This window comes from Geodermatophilus obscurus (genome assembly GCF_900143215.1).
Classification (GTDB): domain Bacteria; phylum Actinomycetota; class Actinomycetes; order Mycobacteriales; family Geodermatophilaceae; genus Geodermatophilus; species Geodermatophilus obscurus_A.
The window spans coordinates 134,791-153,262 of the sequence record NZ_FRDM01000005.1; the positions used below are offsets into that span (position 1 = coordinate 134,791).

The following is an 18,472-nucleotide window of genomic DNA, read 5'->3' on the forward strand; positions in this document are numbered from 1 at the left end:
CCGGCGCTACTTCGTGCGGGTCGGGTCCTTGTCCTCCTTGCTCGGCACCGGCGGGTCGGGCAACTCGTCGGCGACCGTCGCGTTGCGTTCCCCCATCGGCTGGGGCGGCCCCTCGGTGGTGTCCTGCGCCGTCTGGTGCTCGGTCTCGGCGTTGATCTCCGCCCCGAGCAACACCAGGAAGCACGTCAGGTACAGCCACAGCATCAGCACGATGACACCGGCGATGGCCCCGTAGGTCTCGTTGTAGGACCCGAAGTTGTTGACGTAGAAGCTGAACAGCAGGCTCACGACCGCCCAGATGACCGTGACGACGAGCGAGCCGAGGCTGACCCACCGCAGCTTCGGGTTGTCCCGGTCCGGAGCGAGCCGGTACAGCACCGACAGCGACCCGGCCACCACCAGGAGCAGCAGCCCCCAGCGGGCGATCTGGGCCAGCACCGTGCCGAACGGGCCCAGCGGCAGGGCGTCGATCACCGCGGGGAGGACGGCGACCAGCCCGAAGGTGAGCAGCACGAAGACGATGGCGCCGAGGGTCAGCACCAGGGAGAGGGCGCGTAACTTGACGAAGTTGCGGGTCTCCACCTCGTCGTAGGCGATGTTCACCGCCTTGACCAGGTTCCCCACCCCGCCGGAGACGCTCCACAGGGCGCCGAGCACCGAGACGACCAGGCTCGTGGTCAGCGCGTCGTCGCTGCCGGCGGTGATGCTGGTGAGCTGGTCGGTGATCAGGTTCCGCGCGCTCTCCGGCAGGCCGCTGGCGAAGGACTCGATCTGGCTGGCCGCCTCCTCGGGGGAGGCGACCAGGCCGTAGATCGAGATGATCGCGATCAGGGCCGGGAAGATGGCCAGGAAGCCGAAGAACGCCACCCCGCCGGCGATGATCGGCATGTTGTCGGCGTTGTGCTCCGCCCACGACCGCTTGACGATCTGCCACCAGCCCCGCGCCGGGATCTGGGTGGGCTTCTCGGCGTGGATGCCCGGCAACTGCTCCTTGCTCGGCGCCCCGGCCGGCGGTCGGCCGGCGTCCGGGTGCGGGCCCCGGGCCTCGGCGGTCTTCGCGGCTGCCCGCCGCGCCGCCTTCTCCTCGACTCGCTCCCGGATCCGGTCGACCGCGCTCTCACGGGGTCTGGTGCCGCTCACGTCAGTCGCCCGGCCAGTTGCCGGTCAGCTTGGTGAAGCCGCGGGCTCCGGCGCGGTCGATGGCGGCCTTCGTGGCGGCGAAGATCGCGCCCTGCAGGGCCGCGGCGAGCACGACCTCGCGCATGCGGTACTCGCTCTGCAGGGCGTCGGGGGCGTCGTCCTCGTTCGACACGCGCTTCCAGACCTGCTTGAAGACGGCGCCCGAGATCACACCGGCGAGGACGCCGCCGAGCAAGCCGATCGGCCGGTAGACGAGCTTGGCTCCCTTGCTGCTCACTTGGTCCTCCTCATGGCCCGGCGGGTCTGCTGCGCCTTCTTCGCGGTCCGCTTGGCCGTTGCCGCTCGCCTGGCCGCCGCGGCCTTGCGGGCGGCCCTGGCCCTCTCCTGGGCGGCCTTCGCGGTCCTCCGCGCGGCCTTCGCGTTCCTCCGTGCGGTCCTGCGCGCGGCCTTCTCGGCCGCCGCGCGCCGCGCGGCGGTGACCTTGGCCTCGTGCCTCACCGCCCGCTTGGCGCGCCGCTCGGCGATGCGGCGGTCCCTGGTGAGGCGGCGCCACACCAGCAGGCCCAGCAGTGCCGCCGCCCCGGCGCCGGCGCCGATGACCGCCGGGGGGTTCTCCCGGTAGGTCTCGACCGCGGTGTCACGGGCGCGGTAGGCCCCCTCCTTGGCGCGCTCGGGGACGTCGAGCCGGTGCGAGAGCTCGTCCACGGTGCGGCTGAGCTGCTCGCGGGTGGCCTCGATGTCGGCCTTGATGGCGTCCGGGTCGTTGGGGGTCGTGCCGCCGGACGTCGTCCGGTCGGGCCCGTCGGGGCGGGGGCTGGCTGGCGTGCTCACCGGCGCGCACTCTCCTTCACCGTTGCGATGTCCGTCCTGGTGCTGGCGATGGCCTCGGTGGGCACCGGCGGGGTGCCCTTGTCGACGTCCTTCTTGCCGACCAGTGCGAGCACGCCTGCGACGGCGAACAGCACGACGGCGACGATCAGCGCGGCCAGCCAGGCGGGCAGCACGAGGGCGAGGGCGAGGACGGCGGTGGCGATGAGCACGGCCAGTCCGAAGAAGGCGAACAGGCCGGCACCGCCGAACAGGCCGGCGCCGACGCCCAGCCGCTTGGCCTTCTGGGTGACCTCCGCCTGCGCGAGCCGGGCCTCGTCGCGCACGAGCCGGCTGATCTGCTCGGTCAGCTGGCCGATGAGCTGGCCGGTCGAGGCGTCCTCAGGAGCGGGTGGTGGGACGGGTGCGCGACTGGCGCCCGCGGTGGGGTCGGTCATCGGTCCTCCGGGCCGGGGGGGTGTGTCGATGTCCTCACATGCCCCCGATGATCGGCGAGGTAACCAGGCGCGGGTCACACTCCGGGCACGACCGGCGGCCGGTCGATCGCTAACCTCGGCGCGCATGAGCTGGTACTGGCGGCTGGAGGACCCCTCGGGAGCGGAGCTCGACCCCGCCGCGGTCGGGGTGGAGGTGCCGCGGGCGGACAACCAGGGCGACGCGGAGTCCTGGCTGGGCGAGAACTGGCGGGACCTGCTCGAGCGCGGGGTCGCCACGGTGACGCTCTTCGACGGCGAGCAGGAGGTCTACGGCCCGATGGGCCTCGCCGCGACCTGAGGAAGGACCCGCCTGCCCCCGCCACTCGGAGGAGGACCCCGTCCTCCCCACCTCTCGCAGGCTCGGGGTGGTGCCCTGGACGGGGCCGGCGGGACCCTGCAGGGGGCCACCCGCGTGGGGTCCTCAGCCGCGGGAGGTCCTGGCGGGGTCGCGCTCGACGACGTCGCCGAGGACCTCGTCGATGCGGGCCAGGACGTCGGCGTCGAGGGCCACGCCCGCCGCCGCCGCGTTGTCCTGCACCTGCTCGGGACGGGTCGCGCCGATGATCGCCGCCGCCACGTTGGGGTTCTGCAGCACCCACGCGATGGCGAGCTGCGCCATGGACAGGCCGAGGTCCCCGGCGACCGGCCGCAGGTCCTGCACCCGGGTCAGGACGTCGTCCCGCAGGAAGCGCCGCATCGACCCGCCGGCCTCCGCGTGCCCGCCCCGGCTGTCGGCCGGCGGCTGCTGGCCGGGCAGGTACTTGCCGGTGAGGACGCCCTGGGCCAGCGGGGACCAGACGATCTGCGACAGCCCCTCCTTCTCGGAGGTCGGCACGACCTCGCCCTCGATGACCCGCCAGAGCATGGAGTACTGCGGCTGGTTGCTGATCAGCTGGACGCCGAGGTCCCGGGCGAGCGCGGCGCCGGCGGCGATCTCCTCGGCGTTCCACTCCGAGACGCCGATGTAGAGCACCTTGCCGGCCCGGACCAGGTCGGCGAAGGCGGTCATCGTCTCCTCCAGCGGCACCGTCGGGTCGTAGCGGTGCGCCTGGTAGAGGTCGACGTAGTCGGTCTGCAGCCGCCGCAGCGAGGCGTGGCAGCTCTCCGTGATGTGCTTGCGGGACAGGCCGCGGTCGTTGTGGCCCGGGCCCGTCGGCCAGTAGACCTTGGTGAACACCTCCAGCCCCTCCCGGCGCTGGCCCGCCAGGGCGCGGCCGAGAACGGACTCGGCCCGGGTGCCGGCGTAGACGTCGGCGGTGTCGAAGGTCGTGATGCCGGCGTCGAGGGCGGCGCGGACGCAGGCGTGCGCGGCGTCCTCCTCGACCTGGCTGCCGTGGGTCAGCCAGTTGCCGTAGGCGATCGCGGAGGTGTTCAGGCCGGAGCGGCCCAGTCGTCGGGATTCCACGCCACCCGACGCTAGCCCCGGACGACCGGACCGGCCGCCCGGGCGCTCACACCTGGGCGCCCAGCGCCACCTCGGGCTTCGGGAAGCGCCAGCGGCGGACCATGGTGGCCCGGCTGATGCCGTACCAGACCAGGCCCTTCATCTTGTGGTCGGAGCTCGGGAAGCGCTCGAGCACCGTCTTCTTGATCCGCCGGCCCAGGACGATCGAGTCGGCGATGATCACCAGGAAGAACACCAGCCAGAGGGAGACGGTGTAGCTGCGCACCTGCTCGTTCGGCACGAAGTTGCCGACCAGTACCAGCGCGGCGACGAGCAGGAAGAAGCTGCCGGCGTTGCGGCGGGCGTCGACCACGTCCCGGACCAGCTTGCGGACCGGGCCGCGGTCGCGGGCCGGCAGGTGGTCCTGGTCGCCCCGCGCCGCGGCGGCGCGGGCGGTGCCGCGGCCGGCCGCCTGCTGCTCGCGCATCCGCTTGTAGGCCTCCTTGCGGGTGGTCGGCGGCGGCGGGGGAGGGCCGGGACGGCGTCCCTGTGCCTCGTGGCGCTTGGGCGTGGGCCGACCCTTGCCGGCCGTCTTCGCCAGCTGCGCACTCAGGTCGGCGTCGGGGTCGGGGGCGGCCTCGGTGCGGTCGCGGCGCCCGGGCAGGCGGAGCTTCACGGCTGCGAGTCTACGTGTGACCTCGGCCGATCCCGGTCCGCGCGGCCCCGGACGCCGTACAGTGGGAAGAGGCTCCGCTCCGGCGGCGTTGGCCTGCTGCAGGACGTGCCGCAGCAGGCACCCTCGAACGTGGGAGGACTTCAAACATGACGGTGCAGGACACCACGGCCACCGGCGTCATCCTCAGCGACCCGGCGGCCGCGAAGGTCAAGGCGCTGCTCGACCAGGAGGGCCGCGACGACCTCCGCCTGCGCATCGCCGTCCAGCCCGGCGGCTGCTCGGGCCTGCGCTACCAGCTCTTCTTCGACGAGCGGTTCCTCGACGGCGACCAGACCTACGACTTCGGCGGCGTCGAGGTCATCGTCGACCGGATGAGCGGCCCCTACCTCGGCGGCGCCGTGATCGACTTCGTGGACACGATCGAGAAGCAGGGCTTCACGATCGACAACCCGAACGCGACCGGCTCCTGCGCCTGCGGCGACAGCTTCAGCTGATCGGCGGCACGGCGGTCCCCGGACCGCACCGCTGACACGACGAGGGCCCGGTACCTCCCGCGGGAGGTACCGGGCCCTCGTCGTGTCCCGCTACAGCCGGACGGGGTAAACGGTCTCGGGGACGTCGACCTTGATCCGCTGCTCGACGAAGACGCCATGCCAGACCATGAAGACCAGCAGCGTCCACAGCTTGCGGGACAGGTCGACCGGAGAGCCGGCCCGCTGGTTGTCCCGGTGGGCGTCGAGCATCCAGAGGACCTGACGCCGGTCGAGCCACTCGTCGGTCTGGCTCTCCTCGATGGTGTTCCGCGCCCAGTCGTGCAGGTCCTCGGCCAGCCAGTGCCGGGTGGGGACGGGGAAGCCGAGCTTGCGCCGGTTGAGCACGTGCGGCGGCACGATCTGCTCCAGCGCCCTGCGCAGCGCGTACTTCGTCGTCTCCTTCGTCACCCGCTGACCCACCGGCAGCGTGCCGGCGACCGCGAACACCTCGGGGTCGAGGAAGGGCACCCGCAGCTCGAGCGAGTTCGCCATGGTCATCTTGTCGGCCTTGACCAGGATGTCGCCGCGCAGCCAGGTGAACAGGTCGACGTACTGCATGGCGGTCACGTCGTCGTAGCCCGCCGCCCGGGTGCGCTCGTAGAGCTCCCGGGTGACGGCGACGTGCGACAGGTCGGGATCGCGGCGCTCGAGGAAGCCGAGCTCGTCGTCCCGGAAGATGCGGGCGTTGCCGTAGTACCGCTGCTCGAGCGGGATGGAGCCGCGGCGCAGCAGGTCCTTGCCGCGCATGCCGTCGGGCAGCCGCGCCGACAGCGCGCCCAGCGCCCGGCGGATGCCCCCGGGCACCTTGTCGAACGCCGCCAGCGACAGCGGCTCGCGGTAGATGTTGTATCCGCCGAACAGCTCGTCGGCACCCTCGCCGGACAGCACGACCTTCACGTGCTCGCGGGCCTCGCGGGCGACGAAGTACAGCGGCACGAGCGCGGGGTCGGCGACCGGGTCGTCGAGGTACCAGACGACCAGCGGGATCGACTCGGCGAACTCCTCGGCGGTGACCACCTTGGTGACGTGCTCGACGCCGATGGCGGCGGCCGACTCCGCGGCGACGTCGATCTCCGAGTAGCCCTCGCGCTCGAAGCCGACCGTGAACGTCATGAGGTCGGGGTTGTACCGCTTGGCCAGCGCCGCGATCGCGGTGGAGTCGATGCCGCCGGAGAGGAACGACCCGACGGTGACGTCGGCGCGCATGTGCACGCGCACCGAGTCGTCGAGGACCTCGGCGATCCGGTCGTAGCGACGCTGCTGCTCGTCCGCGGCGACCGGCCGGACGGGGAAGGTCGGGTGGAAGTAGCGGCTGGTGCGCAGCTCGCCGTCCACCACGGTGAAGCTCGTGCCGCTCTCGATCCGCCGGATGCCGCGGTGCAGCGTCGCCGGCTCGGGCACGTACTGCAGCGTCAGGTAGTGCTGCAGCGAGGCGGAGTCCACGCCGCCGGCGGCGTCGCTGCCGCCGAGCAGCTCCAGCAGCGCCTTTTTCTCAGAGCTGAAGATCAGCGCACCGTCGGCCAGGCGGGCGGTGAACAGCGGCTTGATGCCGAACGGGTCTCGGGCGCCGAACGCCGTTCCGGTCCGGGTGTCCCAGATGACGAACGCGAACATGCCGCGCAGCCGCCGGACGACGTCCTGACCCCAGTAGTGGTAGCCGGCGACGATCGCCTCGGTGTCACCCTCGGTGGCGAACTGGGCGCCGAGCGCCGCGAGCTCCTGGCGCAGCTCCACGTAGTTGTAGATCTCGCCGTTGAAGACGATCCGGTACCGGCCGTCGGCGTAGGGCATCGGCTGGTGGCTGTGCTCGATGTCGATGAAGGACAACCGGTTGAAGCCGAAGGCGACCCGGGCGTCGTGCCAGACCTGGGTCTCGTCGGGGCCGCGGTGGCGCAGACAGTGCAGCGCCTCGCGCACCTCCTTCACGCGGGTGTCGTCGACGCGGTCGGCGTCGGTGGACAGGTAGGCGATCAGGCCGCACATGGGCGTGGTTCTCCGAGGGTCGTGGTGTGCCGGCGGAGTGGCCGCGGCAGGGTCAGACGCGAGCGCCGGCGCGGGTCTTGCGCGTGGCGTTGCGCTCGGCCACGAAGGACAGGATCGGAACGGTGCCTGCGACCAGGGTGAGAACCGTGCCGCGCAACGTCCAGGAGGCGCGCAGGGCGAGGTCGCAGGCGGTCAGGAAGAAGATGAAGTAGAGCCAGCCGTGCAGGGTGCCGAGGACGGTCACCGGCCCCTCGATGCCGCCGAGGTACTTGAGCGGGACGGCAACCAGGACCAGCGCGATGAGCAGGACGCCCACGATCCAGGCCATCACCCGGTAGCGGGTCAGGGCCGCGGGGACGTCGCGGCCCACCCGGCGGGCCAGTGCACGGGGGAGCCGGGAGGCCGTGGTCGGTTCAGCGGCCATGCTCGGTCCGCTGCCGCAGCGCCCGCTCGTTGAGCTCGGCGAGGTAGGCGTTGTAGGCAGCCAGCTCCGGGTCACCCGAGGTGTCGATGCGCGGCCGCTGGTAGAGGACCAGGTCGGCGCCCGGCTCGTCGTCGTCGGGGTCGCGACGCACCTCGTCGAGGCACATCTTCACGTAGAAGCCGAGGCCCATGAACCCGTACAGCGGCCACTGGAGGGCATAGCTCCAGTTCACCGCGCCGCCGCCGGCCTCGGCCTTGGACAGCTGCCAGTACCCCAGGAAGAAGGTGGCCACGAAGAGGGCAGCCACCACCAGGTGCAGGAGCACCCACTTGGGTGTCAGCAGCCGGGAGAACACGGCCCCGACTGTAACCGGCGGTGCGCCCGGGGAGGGGACGCCGGTGAGGGGGCTCACCGCGCCGCCGTCGGGTCCCGGCCGCCGTCCGGCGCGGACCGCCGGGCCCTCGTCGGGCGGCCCGGCGAGCCGACCCGCCGGTGCCGTCTCTCCGGTGGTCGGCCGCCGTGCGGGGTCGGCTAGTCTCGCCGCAGACTGTGGTCGGCACAGGCGCCGTTCGCCGGGCACCGGCTGACGGCCGGCCAGGAAGACCGTCCGGCGTACCGGATGAGGACGAGGAGGCAGCGAGCAGTGGCTCGAGGCAGCAGGCTCGCGCGGGTCGCCGCGCTCGGTCTCCTGGGGGTGCTCGCCCTGACCGGGTGCACCCCGAACAACGAGTTCTGGCGCTGGGGCTGGCCCGACGGGATCACCGACGAGGCCTACGAGATGCGGACCCTCTGGATCTGGTCCGTCATCGCCGCCCTGATCGTCGGTTTCGCGGTCTGGGGGCTCATCGGCTGGTCGGTCGTCATGCACCGCAAGCGCGGAGACGAGTTGCCCAAGCAGACGGCGTACAACCTGCCGCTGGAGATCGTCTACACGATCATCCCGTTCCTCATCATCGCCGGGCTGTTCTTCTTCACGGTGGTCACGCAGAACCGGGTGCAGGAGCGCAGCGCCGATCCGGACGTGACCATCGCGGTCAACGCCTTCAAGTGGAACTGGCAGTTCGTCTACGCGGATACCACCGGTGCCGACGGCGAGCCGGTCAACACGGTCGGCAACAGCGACGAGATCCCGATCCTCGTGGTGCCGACCAACGAGACCGTCCGCTTCGAGGTCGCCTCGGCCGACGTCATCCACTCGTTCTGGGTGCCGGAGTTCCTCTTCAAGCTCGACGTCATCCCGGGCAACGAGAACGGCCGGGACAACGTCTTCGAGGTGACCGTCCGCGAGGAGGGGGCCTTCGTGGGTCGCTGCGCCGAGCTCTGCGGCACTTACCACGCGTACATGAACTTCGAGGTGCGGGCGGTCTCGTCGGCCGACTACGACGCCTACCTGGCTGCGCGCGAGTCCGGCCTGAGCACCTACGACGCGCTGGAGAGCATCGGTCAGTCGGGCACGGCGACGAGCACCGCGCCGTTCGACCTCATCGACGACGCGCAGCGGGCCGACGGCTGACGTGTCCGCCACCCGCGCACCGCACACCACGCAGGAGGGACGGCCGTGAAGGTCGAAGCGCTCATCTTCAACGGCATCGGCGTCTTCTGCCTCGTCGTCGCCGCCGTCTACGGCATCTGGTCCCGTGAGCCGATCGGCACGACGGCCCTCGTCCTCTCCGGCGGGCTGACGTTCCTCGTCGGCGGCTTCTTCTGGTTCGTCTCGCGGCGCATCGACGCCCGCCCGGAGGACCGCAAGGACGCCGACATCGCCGACGGCGCGGGCGAGCTGGGCTTCTTCAGCCCGGGCAGCTACTGGCCCTTCGGGATCGCGCTGTCGGCCGCGCTGATGGGCCTGGCCCTGGCGTTCTTCTACAGCTGGCTGATCCTGCTCGCGGGTGTCGCGCTGCTGGTCACCATCGGCGGCCTGCTCTTCGAGTACTACGTGGGGCAGAACGCGCAGGGCTGACCTCCCGTCCGACTGACGAGGGCCCCTCCCCGCTGCGGCGGGGAGGGGCCCTCGTCGTGTCCGGGTCGGCCGCGTGCCGTCACCCGGGGACGCCGCACGTCGTGAGCCCCCTGAGGGGCCGTTGCAGCGTGCGGCGACCTGCGCGCTGGTCCCTGGAGACACTCTGTACCGCCGAGGCGCTCAGCGGCCCGCAGGGCGGCTCGGTAGCGGCCTCGGGGAACGGGACCGCTGCCGCCGGACCGCTCGCCGAGGCCCCTGTGGACGCACGAGCCCGGGGGGCGCGCACCGCCGCTCGATGACTGCAGCCGGCGACGGCCACTGCGGCCACGGCGTCGGGGCGTTCGGTTGGCCGGCAGGCCTGGTCCAGGTCGGGGACGCCGACCCGTCGGGGAGTGCGCGCGGCCGGCGGGGCCGGCGGAAGCGGTGTGTCGTCGACGGGCAGGACGACCCGACGCCCTCGACGGCGCTGGGCGGCCACGGTGCGTCGGGTGCCACCACGTCTCCTGGGAGCAGGCGGTCTCCTGGGAGCAGGCGCAGCCGCGGGGAGGGCCACCCCGTCCGGCGGTGTCCCACTGGACGGCGCCGGCGAGGGAGGGGAGTCGGCCTGCCGGGCAGGACAGCCCCGGAACGCAGCAGGGCCCCGACGGGAACTCCGTCGGGGCCCTGCTGCGTGCTGCGGGTGCTCAGTCGCGCGGCTCCTGCGGCCGGCCACCGTCGGAGGGGCGACCGGAGGTGGTGAGCTCCCGGGACTCCGCAGCCGCCAGGCCCTGCTCGTCGCGGCGCTGTTCGAGCTCGACCTGCGCCGGCTCCTCGATCGGCGTGAAGAAGCCACGGATGGCCCGGCGGGCACCGCCCACCTGGTTCATCCGCTTGGGCACCGGAGCGCCGCCGTAGGCGAGCTGGCTGTGGCCGTGCTCGTCGACCGGGCCGAGGGGCTGGTGCACCTCGATGAACTCACCGTGCGGCAGCCGCCGGATGACGCCGGTCTCGAGACCGTGCTCGAGGACCTCACGGTCGTGCTTCTGCAGGCCGAGGCAGATCCGGTAGCTGAGCACGTAGGCGATCGGCGGCAGGATCAGCACGCCGATCCGTCCGGCCCAGGTCATCGCGTTGAGGCTGATGTCGAACCGCTCGGCGATGACGTCGTTGGCGCCCGACAGCATGAGCACGATGTAGAAGGTCAGCGCCATGACACCCAGCGAGGTCCGCACCGGCACGTCGCGGGGACGCTGGAGCAGGTGGTGCGAGGCCGTGTCCCGGGTGAGCTTGCGCTCGATCATCGGGTAGAGCGCGAGGACGGTGAAGATCAGACCCGCGATGACGACGGTCGGCCAGAAGAGCGCCGGGATGTTGTAGTCGCCGGGCAGGTTGATGTCCCACGCCGGGAACAGTCGTGTCGAGCCGTCGAGGAACATGATGTACCAGTCCGGCTGCGACGCCGAGGAGACCTGGGCCGGGTTGTACGGGCCCCACAGCCACACGGGGTTGATCTGCACCAGGCCACCGAGGGCGGCGACGACACCGAACACGATGAAGAAGAGCCCACCGGCCTTGGCGGCGAAGGCCGGGAACAGCCGGTTGCCGACCACGTTGTGCTCGGTCCGCCCGGGGCCGGGGAACTGGGTGTGCTTCTGCTTGACCAGGATCAGCAGGTGGACGGCGATGAGAGCCAGCAGGATCGCCGGGATGATCAGCACGTGGGCGATGTAGAAGCGCCCGATGACGAACTCGCCGACGTAGTCGCCGTTGAAGACCGCCCAGTGGACCCAGGTGCCCACCACGGGGATGGACAGGATGATCGCCGATGCGATCCGCAGGCCCGTGCCGGAGAGCAGGTCGTCGGGCAGGGAGTAGCCGGTGAAGCCCTCACCCAGGGCCAGCAGCAGCAGACCGACACCGATCAGCCAGTTCGTCTCCCGCGGACGCCGGAAGGCGCCGGTGAAGAAGATGCGCAGCAGGTGCACCACGATGGCGGCCACGAAGAGCAGGGCCGCCCAGTGGTGGACCTGGCGGACGAACAGGCCGCCGCGGACGTCGAACGACAGGTAGAGCGCCGAGTCGTAGGCCGCCGACATCTCCAGGCCCCGCAGGGGGGCATAGCTGCCGTCGTAGACGACCTCGCGCAGGGAGGCGTCGTAGAAGAAGGTCAGGTAGGTGCCGGACAGGAGCAGGATGACGAACGCGTAGAGCGCGATCTCACCGAGCAGGAACGACCAGTGGTCGGGGAAGACCTTGTTCAGGGTGCGGCGCAGCGGGCCGGCGACGATCAGACGGTCGTCGACCTCCAGCGCCGCCTTGCCCAGTGCGGTGGTCGGGACACCCGGCGCTGTGGCGGTACGAGCCATCAGATGCGCTCCCGGTTCCAGTAGGTGGGGCCAACAGCCTCAATGTAGTCACTACGCGCAACGAAGAAGCCCTCATCGTCGACAGTGATGGGCAACTGGGGCAGCGGGCGGGTCGCCGGGCCGAAGACCGGCCTGGCGCCCTGCGTCACGTCGAACTGCGACTGGTGGCACGGGCACAGGATGCGGCTGGTCTCCTGCTCGTACAGCGAGACGGGACAGCCGGCGTGGGTGCAGATCTTGGAGTAGGCGACGTAGTCGCCGTAGCCGAAGTCCTCCTGGCCGGTGCGAGGGCGGTCGACCGACAGCTGCTCCGGGCGCAGCCGGATGAGCATCGTCGCCGCGTCGGACTGCCGGTTACCACCCGGGACGGCCGGGAAGACGGTCTCCAGGGAACCGGGCTGCTGGTCCCCGGGGCGGATGGGGCTGCCGTCGTCGCGGACGAGGCGGACGCCCTCGGCCCAGCTGGTGGTGCCCAGCGGGTCGCCGGTGTTGGGGTTGCGGATCAGGCCGCCCAACGGCATGAGCAGCATGAGCCCGATCCCGCTGCCCATGAACACCAGGGAGCGGGTGATCAGCTTCCGGCGGGCCAGGCCGCTGTCGTGCAGGCCGCCGACGAGGGTGGCGCCGGTGGTGACCCGGTCGAAGTGGGAGCCGTCGTGCTTGTCCTGCACCGCGGTCTCGTGCGGGAGCAGCTTCTTGGTGTAGAGCACCATCCCGACGCCCACCAGCGTCAGGGCCAGGCCACCGAGCGCCCCGATCAGCGGGGTGAACAGGGCGCTCCAGCCGGTGTCGGTGATGTTCCACTGCCAGTCGGGGAGGAACCAGCCCGAGCCGACGTAGACGACGAAGGCCGCGAACGCGGCCACCCCGGCGAGGGCGAAGGTGAGGGCGACCTGGCGGACGGCCTGCTTCTCCACCGCGGAGCCCGGCTCGGGCCCCGGGTCGACGTGCAGGACCTGCACGCTGTCGTACCGGGCGCCCAGCAGGTCGAGCTCCTCGCGCGACATGGCCGCGAGCTGCTCGGGGGAGTAGTCGTCGTCCGGACCGCCGTGCAGGGGACCGGGGACGTCCGCGCCGCCGGTGGACCCGGGGGCGCTCTCGCGCGTGCTCACGCTTCCTCCTCGCTGGCGCTCGTCGTCAGCGCTCGGGGTGCCGTGGTGGAGATGGTGCGCGTGCTCACGCCTTGCTGCCCATCCAGAAGATGCCGAACATCAGCGCCGCGATGCCGACGACCCAGATGACCAGGCCCTCGGCGGACGGGCCGAGGCGCCCGGCGCCGAAGCCGCCCGGATCGGCCTGCTCCTTGACCGTCTGGATGTAGTTGATGATCGAGCGCTTCTCCTCGGGCGTGAGCTGGTTGTCCCCGAAGACCGGCATGTTCTCCGGCCCGGACAGCATCGCGGTGTAGATCTCGAGGTCGTTGGAGTCCTCGAGGTTGGGGGCCCGCTTGCCGGAGGAGAGGGCACCGCCCTCACCGACGAAGTTGTGGCACGAGGCGCAGTTGAGCCGGAACAGCTCGCCGCCCTCGGCCAGGTCGCCGTCGCGCAGGTCACCGGACGGCAGGGTCGGGCCGCCCCCGTTGGCCTGGACGTAGGCCATCAGCTGGTCGATCTCCTCGTCGGAGAACACCGCCGGCTTGTCCGGCGCCTGGGCCTCCTGGCGGACCAGCGGCATGCGACCGGTGTGCACCTGGAAGTAGACGGCGGCCTCGCCGACCCCGATCAGAGAGGGCCCGCGGGTCGGCACGCCCTCGAGGTTCTCGCCGTGGCAGGTGATGCAGCTGCGCTCGTACAGCTCGCGACCGGCGGCCTCGGCGGAGGACTCGGTGGCGTTGCTCTCCTGGGTCGCGTGGGCCGGCGAGAGCGCGGAGTACAGGGTGCCGGTGAGCACGAGCGCGGCCATCAGGCCGGCCACGTTGGCGACGCGACGGCGCTGCCGGGAGCGTCGCCGGAGGCGGGCCGCGGTGGCGGGGGACGCGTCGACGGGACGGCGGGACCAGCGACGGAGGCCGCGGGGCGTGGCCTCACCGGTCAGGGCGTCGGACTGCGGATCAGTTGTGGACACCGTTTCCCTAGCGGATCAGGTAGATCGTGGCGAAGAGCCCGACCCACACGACGTCGACGAAGTGCCAGTAGTAGGAGACCACGATCGCTGCGGTCGCCTGTGCCGGCGTGAAGCGGCCCATGGTGGACCGGATGAGCAGGTATACGAACGCCACCAGCCCGCCGATCACGTGCAGGGCGTGGAAGCCGGTCGTCAGGTAGAAGACCGAGCCGTAGGTCGAGCTGGAGATCGAGGTGGCGTGCTCGGTCACCAGCACCCGGTACTCGTTGGCCTGCGCCAGGACGAAGACCAGGCCCATCACGAAGGTGATGGTGAACCAGCGCCGGAGGCCGTAGACGTTGCCCTGCTCGGCCGCGAACACGCCGAGCTGACAGGTGACCGAGGAGGCCACCAGGATGATCGTGAAGACCAGCGCGTAGGGCAGGTTCAGCTCGGTCGGCTCCGGTGGCCACCCCTCGAGGGCCCGGGCGCGCGCCGTGAAGTACATGGCGAAGAGCCCGGCGAAGAACATCAGCTCGCTGGAGAGCCAGATGATCGTGCCGACGCTCACCAGGTTCGGTCGGGTCAGGGAGTGCACCCGGGAGGTGTCGAAGGTGCCGCTCGCCACGGGAGCCGTTGTCACGAGGCCCATCATGGCATCGCTCCCGGCAAGGCCACGACCGCGGGTGGGACGGCGTGCCGACGCCGTGACCTCCTCGACACCGAGAGCCCGTGCTGCCTGGTCAGCGGCTCCGCTGCCACTACGCTCGGCGACGTGAGGAACGCCGCCCCGGCCACCGTCCTGGTCTACAGCTCCCGGCCCGACGTGCGGGCCGCCGTGCGCACCGCGGTGGGTCGCCGCCCGGCCGCCGACGTGGGCCCCCTGACCTGGGTGGAGTGCGCCACGGAGGAGGACGTCGTCGGCACCGTGGACGGCGGCGGCGTGGACCTCTGCATCCTCGACGGGGAGGCGCAGCCCACCGGTGGCCTGGCGCTGGCCCGCCAGCTCACCGTCGAGGTCGCCGACCGCCCAGCGCTGTGCGTGCTGATCGCCCGCCAGCCCGACCGGTGGCTGGCGCACTGGTCGCAGGCCGACGCCACTCTGCCCCTCCCGGTCGACCCGCTGACGGCCCCCGCCGTCGTCGCCGGCCTGCTGCGCGACCGCGCGGGGCGGCGCCCGGTATCCCGGTGAGTGCGCGACCGACCTGGCCGGCCCTGCTCACCCGCCTGCTGGCGCGCGAGGACCTCACCGCCGGCGACGCCGCCTGGGCCATGCGCGAGGTCATGGCGGGTGAGGCGACCCCCGCGCAGATCGCGGCCTTCGCCGTCGCGTTGCGGGCCAAGGGCGTGGCCCCGCAGGAGCTCAGCGGTCTGGCCTCGGAGATGCTCGCGCAGGCGACGCCGGTCGAGCTGCCGCTGGCCTCGGTCGACATCGTCGGCACCGGTGGCGACGGCGCGCACACGGTGAACATCTCGTCGATGGCCGCGGTGGTCACCGCCGCCACGGGCGTGCCGGTCGCCAAGCACGGCGGCCGCGCGGCGTCGTCGTCCTCCGGTGCCGCGGACGTCCTCGAGGCGCTGGGCGTGGTCATCGACCTGCCGGCCCCCGCGGTCACGCGCTGCGTCGAGGAGGCCGGCATCGGCTTCTTCTTCGCACCGGTCTTCCACCCGGGCATGCGCCACGCCGCGGTGCCCCGGCGCGAGCTCGGCATCGCGACGGTGTTCAACTTCCTGGGGCCGCTCACCAACCCGGCGCGCCCGGCCGCGGCCGCCATCGGCGTCGCCGACGCGCGCATGGCCCCCGTGGTGGCCGAGGTGCTCGCCGAGCGCGGCACGCGGGCGGTGGTGTTCCGCGGGGACGACGGCCTGGACGAGCTCACCACCGCCACGACGTCGTCGGCGTGGCTGGTGCGCGACGGCGAGGTAGTGCCCGACCGGGTCGACCCGGGGGCGCTGGGCATCCCGGTGTCAGGGGTCGGCGCGCTGCGCGGAGGCGCCCCGGCCTTCAACGCCGACGTGTTCCGCCGGGTGGTCGACGGCGAGCGCGGGCCGGTCCGCGACGCGGTGCTGCTCAACGCGGCCGCCGCGCTCGCCGCCTTCGACGAGCGGTCCGTGCGGCTCCACGACGCCCTGGCGACGGGCATGGAGCGGGCGGCCGCGGCCGTGGACGACGGCCGGGCGGCGGCGCTGCTCGAGCGGTGGGGGACGGTCAGCCGGGCGCTGCGCGGCTAGCGTCGCTGGCCCCGTCCCGAGGCTCGCGCCGAGCGGAGCGAGGCGTGAGGAGGACGGGGTCCTCTTTCAGTCGGCCGACTCGAAGCCGATCGCGAAGGCCGCCTCGAGGTCGTGCCGGGAGTAGGCGCGGAAGGCGATGTGCGTCTCGGTCTCGAGGACGCCGGGCACCTTGTTGATCCGGCCGGCGATCACCTCGGCGACCTGGTCGAACTCGCGGACCCGCACGACCGCGATGAGGTCGACCTCACCGGCGGTGGAGTAGACCTCGCTGACGCCGTCGAGGCCGGCGACGGCCTCGGCCACCTCGGGGATCGCGTCGGTGGCCGCGTCGATCATGACGATGGCGGTGATCACGCCGGGGATGTTAGTTGAAGGACCCTCCTGCACCCCACGTCTCGCTCCGCTCGGCGCGGGCCCCTGCAGGAGGGCCGTTCCAGCAGGTCACCGGGTCATGGCGGCTCCGTGGGAGACGCGCTCGGGGCGTGCCCGGGTGCCCAGCGAGCGGCCGTCGGCGAACGGGTCGCGTCCGGCGCGGCCGGCCTCGACCCGGTCCAGGAAGTCGGTGTAGCCACCGGTGCCGGGCACCGGGCAGGCCAGCGTGCCGTCGACCTGGACCAGCCGGGTGCCCGCCTTCTCCATCCAGCGCAGCACCAGCTCGGTCTCGTCGACCGAGGCGGCCAGCTCGCCGTCGGGGCCCAGTGGCGTCTCCGCCGTCGCCAGCAGCCCCTCGAGGGTCGCCCGCACGGAGCTGCCGCGGGCGGCGCACCCGGCGGCCACGAGCCGGCCGCGGCGGACGACGGACAGCTGCCAGCCGCCCGCGCCGTCCGGGCGGGCCAGCACCAGTTCGGGCACCGCGGCCAGGGACTCCAGCCGCTGCCGCCGCCGCACCGCGCGCACCAGGGTGGCGGCGCGGTCGCGCAGGACGGCGGCGTCCTCGTAGCGCTCCTCGGCGGCCAGCCGCTCCACCCGCGCCAGCAGCGGTGCCAGCAGCGCGTGCGGGTCCGCGGCCACCGCCGTCTGCAGAACGGCGGCGATCTCGCCGTACTCCTCGACCGACTGGGCGCCGGTGCACGGTGCGCCGCAGCGGCCCATCCCGGCCAGAGCGCAGGCGGTGCCGAGCACGCGTACCGACAGCCGACCGGTGCACTGGCGCAGCGGCAGCGACTCGTGGACGGCGGCCACCGCGGCGTCGGCCGCCCGCCGGTCGGGGAAGGGGCCGAGGAACACCCCGGCGCCCGGGCGCACCCGGCGCACCACCGACAGCCGCGGGAAGGGCTCCTCGGTCAGCCGCACCCACAGCGCCCGCTCGGGGAACCGGGAGCGCCGGTTGTAGCGCGGCTTGTGCTCGGCGATCAGCCGCAGCTCGCGGACGGCCGCCTCGAGGTCGTGCGCGCACGGGATCGCGTCGACCCGCTGGGAGAGCGCCACCATCTCGGTCATCCGGCTGCGCTGCTCAGCGGCGGTGAAGTAGCTGCGCACCCGGCTGCGCAGGTCGGTCGACGTCCCGACGTAGAGCGGTTCGTCGCGAGGACCGCGGAACAGGTAGACGCCCGGGCCGTGCGGGACGTCGTCGGCCAGGTGCCGCTTGCGCAGCCGGTCGGGATCGACCTGCCGGGTGAGTCCAGTCAGCTCCTCCAGGCTGGTGATGCCCAGCGGGCCCAGCCGCTCGAACAGCCCGTGCAGGACGTCGACGGTGGCACGGGCGTCGGCCAGCGCCCGGTGGCAGGGCTCGGTGCTGGTGCGGAAGAAGGGCGCGAGGGTGGCCAGCTTGCAGTTGGGCACCTCGTCGCGGCTGAGCAGCCGGCGGGCGAGGACGGCGGTGTCGACCGAGGCCGTGGCGGGCCAGGGGATGCCGTTCGCCGCGCAGGCGGCCTTGAGGAAGCCGAGGTCGAACGGCGCGTTGTGGGCGACCAGCACCGCGCCACGGGCGAACTCGAGGAAGTGCGGCAGGACGGCGCCGATGCGGGGGGCCGCAGCCACCATCGTCGAGGTGATCCCGGTCAGCACGCTGATGTAGGGCGGGATCTCGCAGCCGGGGTCGACCAGGGTCTGGAACTCACCGAGCACCTCCCCGCCGCGCACCTTGACCGCGCCGATCTCGGTGATCGCGCTGTCCTTCGGGGACCCGCCGGTGGTCTCCAGGTCGACGACGACGAAGGTGACCTCCGCCAGCGGGGTGCCGAGCTCCTCGATGGTGGCCTGCTCGAAGCGGGGCAGCCCGGCCGCGGCCCGGGCGGCCGTCCCGGCCAGGCGGGCGGGGGAGAGCGGCACCGGCCGGGAAGGGGAGGAGCGCACGGGGCGGACGGTAGGTCGGGGCGCTGACAGTCCCGGGGACGCGCGCCGGGGAACGGGCTCACCTGGCCCGTCCGGGGGAGCGCGACGCCGTCCCCCTGGCGCGCCTGCCCGGGCCCCGACACCATCTCGTCGAGGACCGCTGCGGTCCCGACT

General features: G+C 72.5%; 21 protein-coding genes. 6 read left to right on the plus strand and 15 right to left on the minus strand.

Annotation, left to right across the window (positions count from 1 at the left end):
- Positions 1 to 6: 6 nt before the first annotated feature.
- The 4 genes from BUB17_RS07330 to BUB17_RS07345 are packed head-to-tail and all read right to left on the minus strand — an operon-like array spanning position 7 to position 2,405.
- A complete protein-coding gene (locus tag BUB17_RS07330; protein WP_072915672.1) occupies positions 7 to 1,140 on the minus strand; it encodes a YihY/virulence factor BrkB family protein in 1,134 nt (377 codons plus the stop codon).
- 1 nt (position 1,141) lies between these two features.
- Positions 1,142 to 1,417 carry a DUF4235 domain-containing protein gene (locus BUB17_RS07335; RefSeq protein WP_072915674.1) on the minus strand — a complete coding sequence of 92 codons (276 nt, stop codon included), beginning with the start codon at positions 1,415 to 1,417 and terminating at the stop codon, positions 1,142 to 1,144.
- The gene (locus tag BUB17_RS07340) at positions 1,414 to 1,971 is read right to left on the minus strand and encodes a DUF3618 domain-containing protein (protein WP_072915677.1); all 558 of its coding nucleotides are present in this window, start codon (positions 1,969 to 1,971) and stop codon (positions 1,414 to 1,416) included. Before BUB17_RS07340 ends, BUB17_RS07335 begins: the two co-directional genes overlap by 4 nt.
- Positions 1,968 to 2,405 carry a phage holin family protein gene (locus tag BUB17_RS07345; RefSeq protein WP_072915680.1) on the minus strand — a complete coding sequence of 146 codons (438 nt, stop codon included), beginning with the start codon at positions 2,403 to 2,405 and terminating at the stop codon, positions 1,968 to 1,970. Before BUB17_RS07345 ends, BUB17_RS07340 begins: the two co-directional genes overlap by 4 nt.
- Positions 2,406 to 2,529: 124 nt before the next feature.
- Here BUB17_RS07345 and BUB17_RS07350 point away from each other — a divergent pair, with 124 nt between their 5' ends.
- Positions 2,530 to 2,742 (plus strand): hypothetical protein, encoded by a 213-nt coding sequence (locus BUB17_RS07350; RefSeq protein WP_072915682.1) that lies wholly within the window; start codon positions 2,530 to 2,532, stop codon positions 2,740 to 2,742.
- A gap of 123 nt (positions 2,743 to 2,865) precedes the next feature.
- Here BUB17_RS07350 and BUB17_RS07355 read toward each other — a convergent pair whose 3' ends face one another.
- Positions 2,866 to 3,849: an aldo/keto reductase family protein gene (locus BUB17_RS07355; protein WP_072915685.1), complete on the minus strand. Its 984-nt coding sequence runs from the start codon at positions 3,847 to 3,849 to the stop codon at positions 2,866 to 2,868.
- Positions 3,850 to 3,895: 46 nt separating this feature from the next.
- Positions 3,896 to 4,504 (minus strand): DUF3043 domain-containing protein, encoded by a 609-nt coding sequence (locus BUB17_RS07360; protein ID WP_083606121.1) that lies wholly within the window; start codon positions 4,502 to 4,504, stop codon positions 3,896 to 3,898.
- A 146-nt stretch (positions 4,505 to 4,650) separates the two neighbouring features.
- Between BUB17_RS07360 and BUB17_RS07365 the strand changes: the two genes are divergently transcribed.
- Positions 4,651 to 4,998 carry a HesB/IscA family protein gene (locus tag BUB17_RS07365; protein ID WP_072915689.1) on the plus strand — a complete coding sequence of 116 codons (348 nt, stop codon included), beginning with the start codon at positions 4,651 to 4,653 and terminating at the stop codon, positions 4,996 to 4,998.
- Positions 4,999 to 5,088: 90 nt separating this feature from the next.
- Here BUB17_RS07365 and asnB read toward each other — a convergent pair whose 3' ends face one another.
- The 3 genes from asnB to BUB17_RS07380 are packed head-to-tail and all read right to left on the minus strand — an operon-like array spanning position 5,089 to position 7,799.
- On the minus strand, positions 5,089 to 7,020 hold the full coding sequence (gene asnB / locus BUB17_RS07370) for an asparagine synthase (glutamine-hydrolyzing) (protein ID WP_072915692.1): 1,932 nt from the start codon (positions 7,018 to 7,020) through the stop codon (positions 5,089 to 5,091).
- Between the two features lie 52 nt (positions 7,021 to 7,072).
- Positions 7,073 to 7,444 carry a DUF3817 domain-containing protein gene (locus tag BUB17_RS07375; protein ID WP_072915695.1) on the minus strand — a complete coding sequence of 124 codons (372 nt, stop codon included), beginning with the start codon at positions 7,442 to 7,444 and terminating at the stop codon, positions 7,073 to 7,075.
- Positions 7,434 to 7,799 carry a metalloprotease gene (locus BUB17_RS07380; protein ID WP_072915697.1) on the minus strand — a complete coding sequence of 122 codons (366 nt, stop codon included), beginning with the start codon at positions 7,797 to 7,799 and terminating at the stop codon, positions 7,434 to 7,436. Before BUB17_RS07380 ends, BUB17_RS07375 begins: the two co-directional genes overlap by 11 nt.
- 288 nt (positions 7,800 to 8,087) lie before the next feature.
- Between BUB17_RS07380 and ctaC the strand changes: the two genes are divergently transcribed.
- Together ctaC and BUB17_RS07390 are read left to right on the plus strand one after the other, a co-directional pair.
- Complete coding sequence (gene ctaC, locus BUB17_RS07385) at positions 8,088 to 8,957, plus strand: aa3-type cytochrome oxidase subunit II (RefSeq protein WP_083606124.1); 870 nt, start codon at positions 8,088 to 8,090, stop codon at positions 8,955 to 8,957.
- Between the two features lie 45 nt (positions 8,958 to 9,002).
- Positions 9,003 to 9,404 (plus strand): cytochrome c oxidase subunit 4, encoded by a 402-nt coding sequence (locus BUB17_RS07390; RefSeq protein ID WP_072915702.1) that lies wholly within the window; start codon positions 9,003 to 9,005, stop codon positions 9,402 to 9,404.
- 683 nt (positions 9,405 to 10,087) lie between these two features.
- Here the strand turns inward: BUB17_RS07390 and qcrB are convergent.
- The 4 genes from qcrB to ctaE form a co-directional block, all read right to left on the minus strand.
- Complete coding sequence (qcrB, locus tag BUB17_RS07395; RefSeq protein ID WP_175561312.1) at positions 10,088 to 11,749, minus strand: cytochrome bc1 complex cytochrome b subunit; 1,662 nt, start codon at positions 11,747 to 11,749, stop codon at positions 10,088 to 10,090.
- Positions 11,749 to 12,861, minus strand: a complete 1,113-nt coding sequence (gene qcrA, locus BUB17_RS07400; RefSeq protein WP_083606126.1) for a cytochrome bc1 complex Rieske iron-sulfur subunit — start codon at positions 12,859 to 12,861, stop codon at positions 11,749 to 11,751. Before qcrA ends, qcrB begins: the two co-directional genes overlap by 1 nt.
- Before the next feature lie 64 nt (positions 12,862 to 12,925).
- Positions 12,926 to 13,813 carry a cytochrome bc1 complex diheme cytochrome c subunit gene (gene qcrC, locus BUB17_RS28190; protein WP_072915705.1) on the minus strand — a complete coding sequence of 296 codons (888 nt, stop codon included), beginning with the start codon at positions 13,811 to 13,813 and terminating at the stop codon, positions 12,926 to 12,928.
- Positions 13,814 to 13,820: 7 nt separating this feature from the next.
- Complete coding sequence (ctaE, locus tag BUB17_RS07410; protein WP_072916003.1) at positions 13,821 to 14,435, minus strand: aa3-type cytochrome oxidase subunit III; 615 nt, start codon at positions 14,433 to 14,435, stop codon at positions 13,821 to 13,823.
- Between the two features lie 132 nt (positions 14,436 to 14,567).
- On the opposite strand from ctaE, the gene BUB17_RS07415 reads away from it, so the two are divergent.
- The gene (locus tag BUB17_RS07415; protein ID WP_072915708.1) at positions 14,568 to 14,984 is read left to right on the plus strand and encodes a hypothetical protein; all 417 of its coding nucleotides are present in this window, start codon (positions 14,568 to 14,570) and stop codon (positions 14,982 to 14,984) included.
- Positions 14,981 to 16,024, plus strand: a complete 1,044-nt coding sequence (gene trpD / locus BUB17_RS07420; RefSeq protein ID WP_072915712.1) for an anthranilate phosphoribosyltransferase — start codon at positions 14,981 to 14,983, stop codon at positions 16,022 to 16,024. Before BUB17_RS07415 ends, trpD begins: the two co-directional genes overlap by 4 nt.
- 66 nt (positions 16,025 to 16,090) lie before the next feature.
- Here trpD and BUB17_RS07425 read toward each other — a convergent pair whose 3' ends face one another.
- Together BUB17_RS07425 and BUB17_RS07430 are read right to left on the minus strand one after the other, a co-directional pair.
- On the minus strand, positions 16,091 to 16,378 hold the full coding sequence (locus BUB17_RS07425; RefSeq protein ID WP_072915715.1) for an Lrp/AsnC family transcriptional regulator: 288 nt from the start codon (positions 16,376 to 16,378) through the stop codon (positions 16,091 to 16,093).
- Between the two features lie 87 nt (positions 16,379 to 16,465).
- Entirely contained in the window at positions 16,466 to 18,319 is a 1,854-nt protein-coding gene (locus BUB17_RS07430) for a DEDD exonuclease domain-containing protein (protein ID WP_244277012.1), read from the minus strand.
- Positions 18,320 to 18,472: the final 153 nt, after the last annotated feature.